Below are 17,532 nucleotides of genomic sequence, written 5' to 3' on the forward strand. Positions count from 1 at the left end.
GACAGGACGCCTCGCTGCGCTATCCTCTCAGCCGTGCTGCCGGCCGTCGTGCCCTACCGCGCGAGCGGTTTAGTCCTCTGGCCCAAAGCCGACGTCTGGGCCCGACCGACGGATCCGGTCCTGACCCTTGGCTGACCGAATACGACCACGACTGACTTGGGCCTGTGGTACGTTATTTTGCGGATGCGATTGTCCTGAGCCGCCTTCGGGCAAACCGAGCCAGAAGGAAAGACGCGCCCGTCGAAGCCAACATCAAGATCGAGATGGCGGCCACCCTTGAGCCGAGATCGGGTACCTCTCGACTAGAGAGGACAACTGCTCAAGCCAGGCTGGCCCCGATGCCACAACAGAAGCCAAACACCGCCAGAACCAACATCGTTCGGTAGCGAAGGGTCGCCGTCATCCGGCAGCTAAGAATTGCTGTCATCTCGTTCTCCAGGACCGCCTCAGCTCGCAGCGTCTTTCATATCAGGCGAGAAACGGAATGTCGGCCAATGACTCAAAGGACCTCGGGGAGCTTTAGGACCGCCCCTGCACAGCCATTCGCCTTTGTGAACTCGCCGAGGGTGGGGGAACATTGCGCGCCGAGACCTGTTCCCCCAAGTTCCCATAGCGCTTGTAACCCTGCAGGCGGTTGCTCTCAGAGGGTCTGCCGATGTCATCGCTCGATCCCGTCAAAAGTGCTCACGATGGTCGTCAACGAAGGTTGCTGATCGTGTTGGCTTTGGGATTCGTTGCGTTTGGCGCCGCCGCGGCGGCCCTCTTCTACGTGTTGCAGCCCGAGACCCTCCGGATCGCCGTTGGACCGGCCGGCAGCGACGACCACCGGGTGGTCCAAGCCATGGCCGACGCTTTCGGCGAGGAAAGCAGGACCGTCAGGCTCTCCCCGATCACGACCGGGGGAGCCGCTGAATCTCTCGCACTCCTGGCCGCCGATAAAACTGACCTCGCGGTCGGCCGCGGCGATCTCAGCATGCCGCCCGATGCGCAGACATTGGCGGTCCTGCGGAAGAACTACGTCGTCCTGTGGTCTCCCTCGGGACGGCGCGGCAGCGATTCCAAGAAGAAGGGTACCGGCACTATCAAAGAGATCGCCGGTCTGGCGGGTCATAAGGTCGGGATTATCGGGAAGACCGGGGCAAATGTCGCAGTCCTCCAGGCCATTCTGGAGGGCTCCGGCGTGCAGCCTGACAAGGTGGCCACGGCGCAATTCGGGACAGATGAGATCCAAAAGCTTGCGCAAGATCCCACCCTCGATGCGTATCTCGCAGTCGGTCCGCTCGACAGCAAGATCACCGCGGACGCAATCACCGCCACCTCCCGAGGGCGCGGAGCTCCCACGTTTCTTCCGATCGATGCATCCGAGGCTATTGCCCTGAAGCACCCGCGCTACGAGGCCGAGGAGATCCCGCCGAGCGTCTTCAGCGCGAGACCGGCCTGGCCGGAGGACAAGATCGACACTGTCAGCGTCAGTCATCTGATCCTGGCAAGAAAGGAACTCTCCGAGGCCAAGGCGGCGGCGTTCTACCGGCAGCTCTTTGCGGTCCGCGACACGATCACGCAAGGCACAGCCGGCGCTTCGCGCATCATGAAGCCCGACACGGAGAAGGAGACCGAACCTTCCGTGCATCGGGGCGCCGCGGCAGTGATCAACGGCACGGAGCGAACCTTTCTGGACAAGTACAGCGACTACTTCTGGTTTGCCTTGCTTGCGCTTTCCGGCATCGGCTCGGCCGCCGCCTGGCTGCGTCGCTATCTGAATCGGGACGAAACGAACGACAGCACCAGTTGCCGCAGCCGCGTTCTCGAGGCCATGTCGGAGGTTCGCAATGCCGGGTCCGAACAGGATCTGCTGACATGGCAACGGGAGGTCGACGCGATCATCGGCGAAACTCTCAAGGGCTATGACGATGGAGCCATCGAGCCAGAAGACTTGTCCGCATTCGGTCTCGCGGTTGAATTGTTCAACCATGCCATTGCAGAACGGCGAACGACGCTGCAGGGCGGTCCCACCGATCAACCACGGACGATGGGTAACCCTCGGCTCTCTTCGATAGGCGCGCCCGGCCAATGAGTCCTCATCGGCGCCTCGGGTTGCAGCGAGCGCTGCAAGTTCCTGCCCCATTGGGCGCCCGATATGTCCGTTCAGGGAGCGAGCGGACGTAAGCGGCCCGACAGCCGAATGGCCGTCACTGCCGTCCATCGTCCCCACTATTCAGCTTCAACATAGCGAATGATGCTCTGGTTCTGAACGTTTGCGACCAGCTCGTCGGCGCGCGACAACAGCCGGCGGAGCAAGGGCGACTGGTTTGACCGATTGTATCCCAGGGCCAAATCGACCGTCGGGGTGCCGCCCTCGAGCGCCCGCGCGACGACGTTGGGGGCGAGCATGTTCTGCGCATAGAGCGGAACGAGGCTAATGCCGCCGGTCGATGCCACCAGCGACATCGCGGAAGATATGTTCTCGCCCGCATACTTTGCCTCCAGGGTGATGCCGACCCGCGAGGCATAGTCCTGGATGACCTCCTGCAACACGGGGGAGGTCCGCGCCGAACTGACATAGATCTCGCGGGCGAGATCCTGCGGCCGGATCTTCTTGCGCGAGGCCAGACGATGATCGGCTGGCAGCACCGCGATCAACGGCTCCTTCGCCAGCACCTTGAAGACGACACCCTCGTTGTCTTTCTCGGGACGAAGGAAGGCGATGTCCAGCTTCCCCCGCATCAATGCCAGCGCGAGCTCCGGCGAGGATTGCGTGCTGAGCGTGACCTCGACGTCCGGGGCTTCCTCGCGCAGGATGCGCAACAGCTGCGGAAGCCACATGACCTCCAGCCCAACGAGGAATCCCATCGAGAGGAGAGGCTTTTGCGGGCGAGCCGTCTGCCGGGCCCCCTCGGTCGCCGCCTCGACCTGAAGCAGCGCCAATCGCGCGTGATCGAGAAACACGCGTCCGGCGGAGGTCAGCGCCACGCCGCGGGCCTGGCGCTCCAACAGCGGAACGCCGACTTCGGATTCGAGATCGCGGATCTGCCGGCTCAGGGAAGGCTGTGAAGTGTTGAGGCGCCGCTGGGCAGCGGTCAAAAAGCTACCTTCCTCCGCAACGGCAACGAAATATCGCAAATGCCGCAGTTCCATTCGCCCTCAATATGCTTCCAAGGCATAGATCGAAGCCTACAAGGTATTTGTAGCTGACGGAAGCAAGAATTACCTTCGCAACGGCAACGCGTTGGCGGACAGGTGTTGCCAACGCAAGGGCCTGCTTGGGACTCGACTCCAAGCTCGGCCAGCGAACCTGAGTAACACGTCGCTCAATGGATCAAATTGATCGGCGTCCTGTGAAAATATCTGACAGCACGGATGGAGCGGCACGATGCCCACGATGACGACTGACGATGGCGTCAACATCTACTACAAGGATTGGGGATCAGGTCAGCCGATCGTCTTCAGCCACGGATGGCCGCTGACCGCGGACGACTGGGATGCCCAGATGACGTTCTTCCTTCATCACGGGTATCGGGTGATCGCCCACGACCGTCGCGGCCACGGCCGGTCCGACCAGCCAAGCACCGGCAACGACATGGACCAGTGGGTTGCCGATCTCGCGGCGCTGACCGAACATCTCCAGCTGCGCGACGCGATCCACATCGGCCATTCCACGGGTGGCGGCGAGGTGGCTCGCTATGTCGCGCGTCACCAGGAGCGCGTTGCGAAGGCAGTGCTGGTCGCTTCACTGACGCCGAACATGTACCGGAGCGAGGACAACCCGTCAGGGCAGCCGCCGGAGTGGTTCGAAGCAATCCGAGCAGGCGTGTTGGGCAACCGGTCGGAGTTCTACCGTTTCGTTCCAGAGAATCCGTTCTACGGATACAACCGCGATGGGGCCAAGCCTTCGGAGGCAGTCATTGCGAACTGGTGGCGCCAAGGGATGGCCGGTGGTGCTCTCGCCCACTACGCGACCGTCGACTCTTGGCTTGAAGATTATACCGAGGACCTCACCAAGATCACCGTGCCGGTGCTTGTGATGCATGGCGAGGCCGATCAAGTCGTTCCGTTCGCAAGTTCAGTGCCGCGTGCGGTCAACCTGCTCAAGAACGGGGCGCTCAAAACTTATCCGGGCTACCCCCATGGCATGCTCACCACGCATGCGGACGTCCTCAACCCCGACCTGCTCTCCTTCATCAGGTCTTGACGGCATATCTCCTTGAATGTCGCCTTCCCCCGCACAAAGGAGATGCCGCTCGCAAGGCGGCCTCTTCTTCCAATTCAAGACAGCCGCTTCCTATCGTTTCGGACTCTCCCATCGTCAACCGCGATGCGTGCTCTCGGGACGAGCCGGAAGAGAGCTGTCGGACCGAGTGGCACCCACGAACCTCAGCCCGCCGGAACGACCGCGTAGTCCGCCAGCCACCCCAGCCCGTCGACGGTCCCTGCCCGCGGCTTGTACTCGCAGCCGATCCAGCCGGAATAGCCGATGGCGTCGAGGTGGCGGAACAGGAAGGGGTAGTTGATCTCGCCGGAGCCCGGCTCGTGGCGGCCGGGATTGTCGGCGAGCTGGATGTGGGCGATGCGGGCGAGATGCTTCTGCATCGTGCGGGCGAGATCACCTTCCATGATCTGCATGTGGTAGATGTCGTACTGCACGAACAGATTGTCGGACTCGACATCTGAGATCAGCTGCAGCGCCTGGGCAGTGCGGTTGAGGAAGAAGCCGGGGATGTCGGGCGTGTTGATCGGCTCGATCAGCAGCTTGATGCCCTGCGCCTTCAGCGCTATCGCGGCAAAGCGCAAATTGCGCACCAGCACCTGGTTGAGCTCGCGCGGATCGGCATCGTCGGGCGCGATGCCGACGAGGCAGTTGAGCTGGCGGCAGTCGAGCGCGCGGGCATACTCGATCGCGCGGCGCACGCCGTCGCGGAAATCGTCGACACGATCGGGCAAGATCGCGATGCCGCGCTCGCCGGCCGCCCAGTTGCCGGCGGGCAGATTGTGCAGCACCTGGGTCAGGCCGTGGCGCGCGAGCTGCTCGCGCAGCTCGGCCTTGTCGAACTCGTAGGGGAACAGATATTCGACGCCGCTGAAGCCGGCGGCCTTGGCGGCGGCGAAGCGCTCCATGAACGGCAGCTCGTTGAACAGCATCGTGAGGTTGGCGGCAAAGCGCGGCATGGCGTGATCCTCGATGATCGGAGTGCGCTGAGATCAAGCCGGCAGCAAAGTGCGCGCCGGCTCCGCCGGCGTCTCGTCGACCGGTAAGTCGAGCACCTCCTCGAACTCCACGACATTGTCGATCTCGGTACCCATCGCGATGTTGGTGACGCGCTCGAGCACGAACTCGACCACGACGGGCACCTGGTACTCCGCCATCCATTCGCGCGCGGTCGCGAACGCCGCCTGGGCGTCGCGCGGATCGGTGACGCGGATCGCCTTGCAGCCGAGGCCCTGCGCGACCGCGACGTGGTCGACACCGTAGCCGCCGACCTCCGGCGCGTTGATGTTCTCGAACGACAGCTGCACCTGGTAGTCCATCGAGAAGCCGCGCTGCGCCTGGCGGATCAGGCCGAGATAGGCGTTGTTCACGACGACGTGGATGTAGGGCAAATTGAACTGGGCGCCGACCGCGAGCTCCTCGATCAGGAACTGGAAGTCGTAGTCGCCCGACAGCGCGACGATCTCGCGCTTGGGATCGGCGGCGCGGACGCCGAGCGCGGCCGGCAGGGTCCAGCCGAGCGGGCCCGCCTGCCCGGCATTGATCCAGTGGCGCGGATGGTTGACGCTGAGGAACTGCGCGCCGCCGATCTGCGACAGGCCGATGACGCTGACATAGCAGGTGTCGCGGCCGAACGCCTTGTTCATCTCGTGATAGACGCGCTGCGGCTTGATTGGCACCTGGTCGAAATCGCTGCGCCGGAGCATGGTGCGCTTGCGATCCTGACATGCGGCCGGCCACGCTTGCCGCTCGCGCAATTTGCCGGCCTTTCGCCACTCGCGTGCGACCGTGATGAACAGCTCCAGCGCGGCCTTGGCATCGGAGACGATGCCGAGGTCGGGATTGAACACGCGGCCGATCTGGGTCGGCTCGATGTCGACATGCACGAAGCTGCGGCCTTTGGTGTAGGTTTCGAGCGAGCCGGTGTGGCGGTTGGCCCAGCGGTTGCCGATGCCGAGGACGAAATCGGACTCCAGGAAATTGGCATTGCCGTAGCGATGGCTGGTCTGCAGGCCGACCATGCCGGCCATCAGCACATGATCGTCGGGAATGGCGCCCCACCCCATCAAGGTCGGCACGACCGGCACGTTGACGGTCTCGGCGAAGGTGACGAGGAGATCGCTGGCGTCGGCGTTGATGACGCCGCCGCCGGCGACGATCAGCGGGCGCTCGGCCGCATTGAGCATCTCCAGCGCCTTCTCGATCTGCTTGCGGCTCGCCGCGGGCTTGTAGACCGGCAGCGGCGTATAGGTCTCGTCGTCGAACTCGATCTCGGCGAGCTGCACGTCGAGCGGCAGGTCGATCAGCACCGGTCCCGGCCGGCCCGAGCGCATGATGTGGAAGGCCTGGCTGAACACGCGCGGCACGAGGCCAGGCTCGCGCACCGTCACCGCCCATTTCGTCACGGGCTTGGCGATCTGCTCGATGTCGACAGCCTGGAAATCCTCCTTGTAGAGCCTGGCGCGCGGCGCCTGGCCGGTGATGCAGAGGATCGGAATCGAATCCGCGATCGCCGAATACAGCCCGGTGATCATGTCGGTGCCGGCCGGCCCCGAGGTGCCGATGCACACGCCGATATTGCCGGCCCTGGCGCGGGTGTAGCCCTCGGCCATGTGCGAGGCGCCCTCGACGTGACGGGCGAGAATGTGGCGGATCGAGCCGCGGCGTTGCAGCGCGGAATACAGCGGATTGATCGCCGCCCCGGGAACGCCGAAGGCGCAGGTGACGCCCTCCTTCTCCAAGATCCGCACCGCAGCATCGATCGCCCGCATCTTCGCCATCTCGCGCCTCCCGCTTGTTTGATGCGCGAGGATCGCTGCTGCGGGCTGCGATCTCAATTCAGTCGTCGATTTTTCCCACGATGCGGCATGCTCGGCAAAACAGCGGCGGCCTCAATTAGTTAGGACAGAACGACACTGACATGTCCTAACAGGATGAGACGCGAGTAGTTATTCGAACAGCGGCGCCAGTTCCATCTGCGGCACGAGCACGAGGCCCTTGTCGGTGATGCGAATTTCCGGAATGACCGATAGAGGAATCAAATTGAAGCCCATGTAGGGAATGGTGCAGCCGGCTTCCGCCCACTCTTTCTTCAACAGCTTTACCTCCTCGGCGACCTCGGTGACGCGCTTGTCCGACAAGAGTCCCGCGATCGGCAAGGGAACCGTCGCCCTCACCTCGCCGTCGGCGACCACGCAGACGCCGCCCTGGTGCTGGCCGATCGCGGCGACCGCGGCCTGCATGTCCGCCTCGTTGGTGCCGGCGACGATGATATTGTGGCTGTCATGGCCGACGCTGGAGGCGACGGCGCCGCGCTTCAGGCCAAAGTCCTTCAACAGGCCATGCGCGACGTTCCCCGCCGACTTGCCGTGGCGCTCGATCACGGCGACGAAGCAGAGACCATGGCGCGCGAACAGCGTCTCCCAATCGTTGGCCGGCTCGATCGCGACCTTGTCGTGGATCAACGTGATGCCCGGCAGCGCCGTCTTGATCGCGTTGACGGTGCAGGCCTTGGTGGGAAGCTGCGGCGTCAGCGTCATCTGCGCCGGCAGCTTCACGGTCGCATAGGCCGCCTTCGGATATTGATAGCGCTGCGACAGCGCCTGATCGAGCCGCGCGGTGATCTTGCCGTTGTCGACGACGAGCTCGCCGCCATACCAGGTCGATTGCGGCTTCAGGCCGTCGTTGAGCAGCACGAGGTCGGCGCGGCGGCCGCCGCCGAGGCCGCCGATCTCGCCGTCCAACGCGAAGCGCGTGGCGCCGTGCAGCGAGCCCATCGACCACGCCTGCTCGGGCGACATCCCGGCCTTGACTGCCTCGCGCACCACCCAGTCGAGGCCGAACAGCATGAGATCGTCGGCATCGCGGTCGTCGGTGCAGACAGCTGTGCGCTTGTGCGACGCGCCGAGCTCGGTGATGGTGCGGATCGCCTGCGGCAGGCTGTGCCACGGCGTCGTGGGCGGACCGCCGCGCAAAAAAATCCAGACGCCGGCATCGAGCAGATCGTCGGCGATGTCGCGGTCGATCGCCTCATGCGTGTCGGTGACGCCGCTCGCGGCATAGGCCGCGACGAACTCGCGGCCATAGACATGGCCCGACACCGGCCGCCCGCGCTGCAGGGCCGCAGCGAGAATGGCATGGCTGCGCTCGTCGCCCATGCAGACCGGCACGAAATCCATCTTCTCGCCGAGCGCCACTGCCTCCGGCCAGCGGTCGAACAGGCCGGCGATCTTGTCCGGCGTGAGGTCGCCGCCGGCGGTCTCCAGCGCGGCCGACGTGGCCGGCACCGTCGAGGGCACGGTGAGGAAGATCGACAGCGGCGCCTGCCGCGCGTCCTCCAGCATCGCCTCGACGCCGGCGACGTCCATCACGTTGCCGATCTCATGGCTGTCGCAGAAGATCGTCGTGGTGCCGTTGAGCAGCGCGGCCTCGGCATAGGCGCAGGCCGTCACCATCGAGGATTCGATGTGGATGTGCGGATCGACCAGCCCCGGCGCGATGATGCCGCCTGCGGCGTCGTAGACCGCAAAGCCGCTGGGAAGTGACTTGTGAGCACCCGCCGGCTTCACAGCCGCGACGCGTCCGCCGGTGATCCAGAGCTCGCGGTTGGGGAGAATGCGCTCCGAATAGGTCGACAGCACCCGCGCGCCGGTGATGACGAGATCGGGCGCGACCCGGCCCGAGGCGACGTCGGCCAGCCGCCGCGTCATGCTGTGCAGGGGGGCGACGGAGAAGCGGGTGAGTTTGGACATGGCACAACTCGCTGGACGTGTTCGGGGGATCCGCCACGATCGTTGCGCGCGATGCGCAAGACGGCAAGCCCAAATAGGTCGGCGCAGCTGACTACGGCTTGGGCAGCGAAGCTGGCTGCCGATCTCCCGCTTCAGCGGCAGCGCGGCGCCACGGTCGCTTTGCAGCCATCCGTCGCAGCGACCGCCTGCGGCAGGTCTGATGACGAGGCGTGCTCGGGCAATCGGACTGCGCGAAAGCTCTCCGCCTGCTGATGCCCATGCAAGCTCGGTCGCCCGCAGGCGCAGGACGATGACAAGGACTGACCTGCAGCGTTCTTCTTCCGGTTGATAGAGATCAAAACCACACTTTGGGATTCTAGTGTTATTTTGTCGAGACCAGAGCGCGTTCGGCGACCGCTCGGACGAGCGCCTGCCGAGGAGGCGTCCATGCGCAACACCATCTTGATCCTGGCCTGTTCCATTCTCGCCGCGAGCGCCACAGGGTCCGCAGCGCGCGCCGGCATGATCGCGCATTACGAATGCACGGTGGTCGGCTTCCCCTTTCCCGAGCCGGTCGGCGATCGACCCGATCACAACCTCCTGACGGTCGAATATTCCTGCCTCGGCACCGACGGCGTGCTGAAGGGCGCTGTGTATACGGCCTCGAACACGGTCGAGTGGGATGGTGCCAAAGGAACGTTCTTGATCGGCGGCGGCGTCCACCGCATCCCCGGCGGGCGCGCGGTGACGCAGGCGACCGAAGGGACCGCATCGCCGGTGATGCGGGACGGCAAGCCGGTGGGCAACGAGACCTCCGGAACAGGCATCATCAAATTCGCATCGGGCTCGCTGGCGGCGTTGGCCGGCAAGACGATCCATTTCGTGACCAAGCCCATCAGCCCGATCCGCTTCACCATCGATTTCACCGACTGACCTGACTCAGTCTCGCTCGGACCACATCGCGATGCGTGGACCGGCCATCCCGCCACAGCGGCTGGTTTCCCCTTGTCGGCTGCTGCGCCGATCTCGCACGCATCTGCCGCTGTTGCTGCATCACTCCGCAAGGTCAGCCGCTGGCTTGGGACCGCCCAGCGCCACCGTCAGCTCCGCCGCAATATCCCGCACCATGCCCCCGACCACAGGCACCCGCTCCTCGGTCAGCCGGCTCGCCAGGCCGGACACCGAAATCGCCGCCAGCGGCTCGCGGCAGGAATCGTGAACGACGGCGGCGATGCAGCGCAGGCCGAGGCGGGCTTCCTCGTCGTCGACGGCGTAGCCCTGGCGGCGGATGGTCTCCAACTCGCGGAACAGGTCGCTGGCGCGGATGATGGATTTCTCGGTCAGGCGCGGCATGCCCTGGCGGTGGATGATGCCGTTGACGTCGTCGTCGGAATAGGTCGCGAGCACCGCCTTGCCCATGCCGGAGGCGACCATCGACAGGCGGCCGCCGACCTTGGTCAGCGAGCGCATGATCTCGCGGCTGTCCAGCCGCAGCAGCACCATCAGCGATTCATCGTCGACGACGGCGAGATTGGCGGTCTCGCGCGACTGGTCACGCAAGCGGCGCAGATAGGGAATGGCGAGCGCGACGAAATTGCGGCGGCGGGTGAAGGTGGCGCCGACCGCGAAGCTCTGCGCGCCGACATGCCATTTCGATTCCATGCGGTCGAACTGGACAAAGCGGCGCTTCTCCAAAGTCGTCAGCAGGCGATGGACGGTGGAGGTGGAGAGCCCGGCACGGATGGCGAGATCGCTCAGGCGATAGCCTTCGTCGTCCTCAGCGAGAATTTCCAGAATTTGGAGAGCGCGGCCGACGGATTGCACGCCGCCGTCGCGGGGCTCGGCCGCGGCATCCGGGCGTGGCTCGATCGTCTTGCGACGGATCACGTGGCGCCTCTCTGCACCGCCATTACAGGCGGCGTCGTTGCAGGACGGACGGATCTTGCTTGGTCACGCTAGCAAAGAAAGTGCCGCCCCGGCGAGACGCCGGAGCGGCATTCGCATCACTATGACTTAGAGCAGGCCCGCGCCGCGCGCCCACTTGTACTTGGCGCCGAGCACCTCGACCGGCAGCTCGGTCGAATAGGCATAGGCCGGGATGCCGTTCTGGTAGAGATATTCGGCGGCTTCCTCGACCTCGACGTCGCCGGCGAGCGAGGCGACGATCGGCTTGACGAAGCCCTTGGCCTCCATCTCCTTCTTCACCTCGACCATGTTGCGCGCGAACACCATCGGCGGCGTCACGATCGTGTGCCAGTAGCCGAGGATCAGCGCGTGGATGCGGTCGTCCGACAGGCCGAGCTTGACCGTGTTCACATAGGTGATCGGCGGCTCGCCACCGGTGATGTCGACAGGATTGCCGGCGGCACCGAACGGCGGGATGAACTTGCGGAAGGCGGCATCGAGATCGGCCGGCATCGCCATCAGCGACATGCCATTGTCGACGACGGAGTCGGACAGCAGCACGCCCGAGCCTCCCGCACCGGTGATGATGACGACGTTCTCACCCTTCGGCGTCGGCAGCACCGGCACGCCGCGGGCGAACTCGAGCAGCTGGCGCAGCGAGCGGGCGCGGATCACGCCGGACTGCTTCAGCACGTCCTCATAGATCTTGTCGTTGCCGGCGAGCGCGCCGGTATGCGACGAGGCGGCCTTGGCGCCGGCCGAGGTGCGGCCGGCCTTGAGCACGATGACCGGCTTCTTCTTGGAGACGCGCTTGGCGGCTTCCGCGAAGGCGCGGCCGTCCTTGAGGTCCTCGCAGTGCTGCGCGATCAGGTTCGTGTTCGGATCCTGCTCGAAGAAGGCGAGCAGATCGTCCTCGTCGATATCAGACTTGTTGCCGAGGCCGACGATCGCCGACACGCCCATCTTGGCCGAGCGCGAGAAGCCGATGATCGCCATGCCGATGCCGCCCGACTGCGACGACAGCGCGGCGTGGCCCTTGACGTCATAGGCGGTGCAGAAGGTCGCGCAAAGATTGGCCGGCGTGTAGTAGAAGCCGTAGATGTTCGGGCCCATCAGGCGGATGTTGTACTTCTTGCCGACCTCGACGATCTCGGCCTGCAGCTCCGGCGCGCCGGCTTCGGCGAACCCCGACGGGATCAGCACCGCGCCCGGGATCTTCTTCTCGCCGCACTCGGTCAGCGCCGCGGCCACGAACTTCGCGGGGATCGCGAACACGGCGGTGTCGATCACGCCGGGCACGTCCTTGACGCTCTTGTAAGCCTTGTAGCCGAGGATCTCGGAGGCCTTCGGGTGGATCGGATAGATCTCGCCCTTGTAGCCGCCGTTGATCAGGTTCTTCATCACGGAGTTGCCGATCTTGCCGTCCTCGGCGGAGGCACCGATCACGGCGACCGCCTGAGGCTTCATGATCCGGTTCATCGCCGTGACGATTTCCTCGTTCGAGCGCGGCGCTGGACGGGGCTTGTAGTCGAAATCGACGACGATGCGGACGTCGGCGGCGATGGCGCCGGTCTTGGTGGCGAACACCGGGTTGAGGTCGAGCTCGACGATCTCAGGGAAATCGCTGACCAGCTGCGACACCTTGACGATGACGTCCGACAGCGCCTCGCGGCTGACCGGATCGCCGCCGCGCACGCCCTTGAGCATCTCATGGGCCTGGATGCCGTCGAGCATCGACAGCGCATCCTCCTTGGTCGCGGGGGCGAGACGGAATGTCACATCCTTGAGAACTTCGACCAGCACGCCGCCGAGGCCGAAGGCCACCAGCTTGCCGAACGAGCCGTCGGTGATCGAACCGACGATCACCTCGGTACCGCCGGTCAGCATCTGCTGGACCTGGATGCCTTCGATCTTGGCGTCGGCCTTGTACTTCTTCGCATTCGCGAGAATGGTCTCATACGCCTTCTGCGCGTCGTCAGCGGTCTTGACGCCGACGATGACGCCACCGGCTTCCGTCTTGTGCAGAATGTCCGGCGAGACGATTTTCATGACGACCGGAAAACCCATATCTCCCGCGAGCTTGGCCGCCTCGGCGGCTGACTTCGCCAATCCCTCCTTCGGCACCGGAATGCCGTAGGCATCGCAGACGATCTTGCCTTCGGGCGCGGTCAGGCTGGTGCGTTTATCCGCCTTCACACGATCGAGAACGTCTCGGATCGTAGCCTTGGCATTCGGGATGGCGTCAGACATCGGGGCTTCCTCCTGGGGATTGCTCGTCGTTTATGGCATTTGGTATGCCAGAAGCAAACTTTGTCAAGCGCGACGAAGATGTGGAAACGCTGAAAAAGCACGCAGCTTGACAGTCTGGCATCTGGTATGCCAAAAATCTTGGACGCAAAATGCTGTAAACAAGCATCTCCCAAGGAGAGGAGATCGGTCTTGTCTACAGAGAAAACAAACAAGGCATTGCCCATCATGGCCGAGGCCGACATCGCGATCGCTCGCATCGCCCCGGAGACGAGCTTCAAGAATAAGGCCTACGAGGCCTTGAAAGAAGCCATTCTGAAGATGGACATCTACGCCTCGCCCGAGCCCGTGATGCTCGACGAGCGCGCGCTCTCCGAGCGCCTCGGTGTCAGCCGCACGCCGATCCGCGAAGCGATCGCGATGCTCGAGCAGGACGGCTTCGTGAAGACCGTGCCGCGCCGTGGCATCGTCGTCGTCCGCAGGACGAAGAGCGAGATCGTCGACATGATCCGCGCCTGGGCGGCGCTGGAGAGCATGGCCGCGCGGCTCATCACCACGATCGCGCGCAAGAAGGACATCAGCGCGCTGCGCGACTACTTCAAGGACTTCGGCAAGGATCGCCCGCCGCAGGAGCACATCGAGGAATATTCCAAGGCGAACATCGCGTTTCATCAGGCGCTGATCTCGCTGTCGGAATCGCCGGTGCTCGTCGACATGACCAACGACATCCTGCTGCACGTGCGCGGCTATCGCCAGCTCACGATCGGGCGCACCGACCGTATCGCGGCCTCCCTGCCCGAGCATCTCGCGATCATCGAGGCGCTGGAGGAACGCAACACCGAGCTCGCCGAGAAGCGCGCGCGGGATCACACGCTGGGCCTTGCGAGCTATGTCGAGACGCACGGCCAGGAACTATTCAGCTGACGGGTTCAAACAGAAGAAGTCGCCGCAAAGCGCCTTCGTAGACGACCAGGGAGAGAGGCGCATGGCGCAGACTGCTGTTAAGACCGAGGCACCGGACACGCACGAGGAGCTCACGGACGGTTTCCATCTCGTCATCGACGCGATGAAGCTGAACGGGATCGACACGATCTACAACGTGCCGGGCATTCCGATCACCGATCTCGGTCGCATGGCGCAGGCTGAAGGCATCCGCGTGCTCTCCTTCCGTCACGAGCAGAACGCCGGCTACGCCGCAGCGATCGCCGGCTTCCTCACCAAGAAGCCGGGCGTCTGCCTCACCGTCTCCGCTCCCGGCTTTCTGAACGGCCTCACCGCGCTGGCGCATGCGACCACGAACTGCTTCCCGATGATCCTGGTCTCGGGCTCCTCGGAGCGCGAGATCGTCGACCTGCAGCAGGGCGACTACGAGGAGATGGATCAGCTCGCGATCGCCAAGCCGCTGTGCAAGGCGGCGTTCCGCGTGCTGCACGCCCAGGACATCGGCATCGGCTTCGCCCGCGCCATCCGCGCCGCGGTCTCCGGGCGTCCCGGCGGCGTCTATCTCGACCTGCCGGCAAAGCTGTTCGGCCAGGTGATGAACGCGCAGGCAGGCAGCGCCTCGCTGGTCAAGGTGATCGATCCCTCGCCGGCGCAGATCCCCTCGCCCGACTCCGTCAAGCGCGCGCTCGATCTGTTGAAGAACGCGAAACGCCCGCTGATCATCCTCGGCAAGGGCGCGGCCTATGCGCAGGCCGACGAGGCGATCAAGACCTTCGTCGAGAAGAGCGGCGTGCCGTTCCTGCCGATGAGCATGGCCAAGGGCCTCTTGCCCGACCTGCATCCGCAATGCGCCGGTGCTGCGCGCTCGACCGTGCTGAAGGACTCCGACGTCGTGATGCTGATCGGCGCCCGCCTCAACTGGCTCTTGTCGCACGGCAAGGGCAAGAGCTGGGGCGATCAACCGAAGAAGTTCATCCAGGTCGACATCGAGCCGAAGGAGATGGACTCCAACGTCGAGATCGCCGCCCCGGTGGTGGGCGACATCGGTTCGGTCGTCACCGCCTTCTCCGACGCGATGGGCAGCAACTGGGCCAAGGCGCCGGCCGAGTGGCTGAGCGCGGTGCAGAAGAAGCGCGAGGACAACGTCGCCAAGATGGCGCCGCGGCTGATGAACAACAACTCGCCGATGGACTATCACGGCGCGCTCGGCGTGCTCCGCACCATCATCAAGGAGCGTCCGGACGCGATCCTGGTCAACGAGGGCGCCAACACGCTCGACCTCGCCCGCGGCGTGATCGACATGTATCAGCCGCGCAAGCGGCTCGACGTCGGCACCTGGGGCGTGATGGGCATCGGCATGGGCTCGGCGATCGCCGCCGCGGTCGAGACCGGTAAGCCGGTGCTGGCGATCGAGGGCGACAGCGCCTTCGGTTTCTCCGGCATGGAGGTCGAGACCATCTGCCGCTACAATCTGCCGATCTGCGTCGTCATCTTCAACAATGACGGCATCTATCGCGGCACCGACCAGAACTCCGCGGGGTCGGATCCGGCGACCACCGTGTTCGTCAAGGGCGCGCGCTACGACAAGATGATGGAGGCCTTCGGCGGCGTCGGCGTCAACGCGACGAGCCCCGACGAGCTGAAGCGCGCCGTCAACGCGGCGATGGATTCCGGCAAGCCCACCTTGATCAACGCCGTGATTGATCCCGCGGCCGGATCCGAGAGCGGCCGTATCGGCAACCTCAATCCGCAGAGCGTGCTGACGAAGAAGAAGTAAGGCCACCCGCAAGACATCACCTGCCCGCGCCATGCGGGATGACCAATCGTTACGGAGAGCAACACATGACCAAGGCGCTCGAGGGCGTTCGCATTCTCGACTTCACCCACGTCCAGTCCGGACCGACCTGCACGCAACTGCTGGCCTGGTTCGGCGCCGACGTGATCAAGGTCGAGCGTCCGGGCGTGGGTGACATCACCCGCGGCCAGCTGCAGGACATTCCGAACGTGGACAGCCTCTATTTCACGATGCTGAACCACAACAAGCGGTCGATCACGCTCGACACCAAGAACCCGAAGGGCAAGGAAGTCCTGACCGAGCTGATCAAGAAGTGCGACGTGCTGGTCGAGAATTTCGGCCCCGGCGTGCTCGACCGCATGGGCTTCCCCTGGGAGAAGATCCAGGCGATCAACCCGAAGATGATCGTCGCCTCGATCAAGGGTTTCGGCCCCGGCCCCTACGAGGACTGCAAGGTCTACGAGAACGTCGCGCAGTGCACCGGCGGCGCCGCCTCCACCACCGGCTTCCGTGACGGCTTGCCGCTGGTCACCGGCGCGCAGATCGGCGATTCCGGCACCGGACTTCATCTGGCGCTCGGCATCGTCACCGCGCTCTATCAGCGCACCCACACCGGCCGCGGCCAGCGCGTCACCGCCGCGATGCAGGACGGCGTGCTCAACCTCTGCCGCGTCAAGCTGCGCGACCAGCAGCGCCTCGATCACGGCCCGCTGAAGGAGTACAGCCAGTTCGGCGAGGGCGTGCCGTTCGGCGACGCCGTGCCGCGCGCGGGCAACGATTCCGGCGGTGGCCAGCCCGGCCGCATCCTGAAGTGCAAGGGCTGGGAGACCGACCCGAACGCCTACATCTACTTCATCACCCAGGCGCCGGTCTGGGAGAAGATCTGCGACGTGATCGGCGAGCCGACCTGGAAGACCGATCCGAACTACGCCAAGCCCGCCGCCCGCCTGCCGCGCCTGAACGAGATCTTCGGCCGCATCGAGCAGTGGACCATGACCAAGACCAAGTTCGAGGCCATGGACATCCTGAACGAGTTCGACATCCCCTGCGGTCCCATTCTCTCGATGAAGGAGATCGCCGAGGACGAGTCGCTGCGCAAGACCGGCACCTTGGTCGAGGTCGACCACCCGACCCGCGGCAAGTATCTCTCGGTCGGCAACCCGATCAAGCTCTCGGACAGCCCGGCCGACGTGACCCGCTCGCCCCTGCTCGGCGAGCACACCGACGAGGTCCTCCGCCAGGTGCTCGGCTTCAGCGACCACCAAGTCGCCGAGATCCACGACTCCGGCGCGCTGGATCCGCCGCGGAAGGAAGCTGCGGAGTAATCGAGCGCCAGAGACGATCGGCGGCGCGACCGCCGAATGTGAAGCTCCTCGACATCAAGCCGCCGGCATCAGCCGGCGGCTTTTTCATTCTCACGTTCCCGTCTATTTCCCGCGCCCAGCGCACATCGACGATGACCTTGGTCCGGCTACGGCCGGCGATCGCACCTGTCGAGAATGTCTGAAATATGGGATGTACGGAGCAGTTGTCGCCGACCCGATTGCTCGTGACCCACAGCCTCGATTGCTACGATCTTTGATGTTTTGTCCCGCGGATGATCGAAAATCACGATATGCAGCCAGAGCGGACGCGAACCGCCCCCGAAGAGCACACTGGCATAGCCCTGCCCACTCGCAGACCTCCGAGAAACATTTCGTTTTGATCCA

The 17,532-nt window shown here is 64.6% G+C and carries 12 protein-coding genes; 6 read left to right on the top strand and 6 right to left on the bottom strand.

The genetic code is table 11. From position 1 onward, the window contains the following. The first annotated feature begins 655 nt into the window (after positions 1-655). Positions 656-2,074 carry an ABC transporter substrate-binding protein gene (locus ACQR1D_RS31265; RefSeq protein ID WP_316182756.1) on the top strand — a complete coding sequence of 473 codons (1,419 nt, stop codon included), beginning with the start codon at positions 656-658 and terminating at the stop codon, positions 2,072-2,074. Positions 2,075-2,211: 137 nt separating this feature from the next. On the opposite strand, the gene ACQR1D_RS31270 is transcribed toward ACQR1D_RS31265, so the two are convergent. Beyond that, positions 2,212-3,135, bottom strand: a complete 924-nt coding sequence (locus tag ACQR1D_RS31270; protein WP_316182755.1) for a LysR substrate-binding domain-containing protein — start codon at positions 3,133-3,135, stop codon at positions 2,212-2,214. A 235-nt stretch (positions 3,136-3,370) separates the two neighbouring features. Here ACQR1D_RS31270 and ACQR1D_RS31275 point away from each other — a divergent pair, with 235 nt between their 5' ends. Continuing rightward, entirely contained in the window at positions 3,371-4,189 is an 819-nt protein-coding gene (locus ACQR1D_RS31275) for an alpha/beta fold hydrolase (protein ID WP_316182754.1), read from the top strand. Between the two features lie 182 nt (positions 4,190-4,371). Here ACQR1D_RS31275 and hyi read toward each other — a convergent pair whose 3' ends face one another. From hyi to ACQR1D_RS31290, 3 genes are all read right to left on the bottom strand, one after another. Beyond that, positions 4,372-5,163: a hydroxypyruvate isomerase gene (hyi, locus tag ACQR1D_RS31280; RefSeq protein WP_316182753.1), complete on the bottom strand. Its 792-nt coding sequence runs from the start codon at positions 5,161-5,163 to the stop codon at positions 4,372-4,374. Between the two features lie 33 nt (positions 5,164-5,196). After that, positions 5,197-6,984, bottom strand: coding sequence for a glyoxylate carboligase (gene gcl / locus ACQR1D_RS31285; protein WP_316182752.1), 1,788 nt, complete (start codon positions 6,982-6,984; stop codon positions 5,197-5,199). A gap of 168 nt (positions 6,985-7,152) precedes the next feature. Continuing rightward, positions 7,153-8,955: an adenine deaminase gene (locus ACQR1D_RS31290; RefSeq protein WP_316182751.1), complete on the bottom strand. Its 1,803-nt coding sequence runs from the start codon at positions 8,953-8,955 to the stop codon at positions 7,153-7,155. A 426-nt stretch (positions 8,956-9,381) separates the two neighbouring features. On the opposite strand from ACQR1D_RS31290, the gene ACQR1D_RS31295 reads away from it, so the two are divergent. Further along, complete coding sequence (locus ACQR1D_RS31295; protein ID WP_316182750.1) at positions 9,382-9,867, top strand: hypothetical protein; 486 nt, start codon at positions 9,382-9,384, stop codon at positions 9,865-9,867. Positions 9,868-9,987: 120 nt separating this feature from the next. Here the strand turns inward: ACQR1D_RS31295 and ACQR1D_RS31300 are convergent, their stop codons facing one another. Then, positions 9,988-10,821 (bottom strand): IclR family transcriptional regulator, encoded by an 834-nt coding sequence (locus ACQR1D_RS31300; RefSeq protein WP_316182749.1) that lies wholly within the window; start codon positions 10,819-10,821, stop codon positions 9,988-9,990. A 126-nt stretch (positions 10,822-10,947) separates the two neighbouring features. Beyond that, the gene (locus ACQR1D_RS31305; protein ID WP_434847677.1) at positions 10,948-13,089 is read right to left on the bottom strand and encodes an acetate--CoA ligase family protein; all 2,142 of its coding nucleotides are present in this window, start codon (positions 13,087-13,089) and stop codon (positions 10,948-10,950) included. A gap of 189 nt (positions 13,090-13,278) precedes the next feature. Between ACQR1D_RS31305 and ACQR1D_RS31310 the strand changes: the two genes are divergently transcribed. From ACQR1D_RS31310 to frc, 3 genes are all read left to right on the top strand, one after another. Then, complete coding sequence (locus ACQR1D_RS31310; RefSeq protein ID WP_315805168.1) at positions 13,279-14,010, top strand: GntR family transcriptional regulator; 732 nt, start codon at positions 13,279-13,281, stop codon at positions 14,008-14,010. Between the two features lie 61 nt (positions 14,011-14,071). Beyond that, entirely contained in the window at positions 14,072-15,805 is a 1,734-nt protein-coding gene (gene oxc / locus ACQR1D_RS31315; protein WP_434894276.1) for an oxalyl-CoA decarboxylase, read from the top strand. Positions 15,806-15,870: 65 nt separating this feature from the next. Further along, positions 15,871-17,148 (top strand): formyl-CoA transferase, encoded by a 1,278-nt coding sequence (gene frc / locus ACQR1D_RS31320; RefSeq protein ID WP_315805096.1) that lies wholly within the window; start codon positions 15,871-15,873, stop codon positions 17,146-17,148. Positions 17,149-17,532 lie beyond the last annotated feature (384 nt).

Origin of the sequence: Bradyrhizobium sp. HKCCYLRH2047 (assembly GCF_051168175.1) — a bacterium.
Taxonomy (GTDB): Bacteria; Pseudomonadota; Alphaproteobacteria; order Rhizobiales; family Xanthobacteraceae; genus Bradyrhizobium.

What these genes read in the sequence shown, in the direction of transcription:
- ACQR1D_RS31265 (WP_316182756.1), top strand. Translation starts at nt 656, where the DNA reads ATGTCATCGCTCGATCCCGTCAAAAGTGCTCACGATGGTCGTCAACGA.
- ACQR1D_RS31270 (WP_316182755.1), bottom strand. Translation starts at nt 3,135, where the DNA reads ATGGAACTGCGGCATTTGCGATATTTCGTTGCCGTTGCGGAGGAAGGT.
- ACQR1D_RS31275 (WP_316182754.1), top strand. Translation starts at nt 3,371, where the DNA reads ATGCCCACGATGACGACTGACGATGGCGTCAACATCTACTACAAGGAT.
- hyi (WP_316182753.1), bottom strand. Translation starts at nt 5,163, where the DNA reads ATGCCGCGCTTTGCCGCCAACCTCACGATGCTGTTCAACGAGCTGCCG.
- gcl (WP_316182752.1), bottom strand. Translation starts at nt 6,984, where the DNA reads ATGGCGAAGATGCGGGCGATCGATGCTGCGGTGCGGATCTTGGAGAAG.
- ACQR1D_RS31290 (WP_316182751.1), bottom strand. Translation starts at nt 8,955, where the DNA reads ATGTCCAAACTCACCCGCTTCTCCGTCGCCCCCCTGCACAGCATGACG.
- ACQR1D_RS31295 (WP_316182750.1), top strand. Translation starts at nt 9,382, where the DNA reads ATGCGCAACACCATCTTGATCCTGGCCTGTTCCATTCTCGCCGCGAGC.
- ACQR1D_RS31305 (WP_434847677.1), bottom strand. Translation starts at nt 13,089, where the DNA reads ATGTCTGACGCCATCCCGAATGCCAAGGCTACGATCCGAGACGTTCTC.
- oxc (WP_434894276.1), top strand. Translation starts at nt 14,072, where the DNA reads ATGGCGCAGACTGCTGTTAAGACCGAGGCACCGGACACGCACGAGGAG.
- frc (WP_315805096.1), top strand. Translation starts at nt 15,871, where the DNA reads ATGACCAAGGCGCTCGAGGGCGTTCGCATTCTCGACTTCACCCACGTC.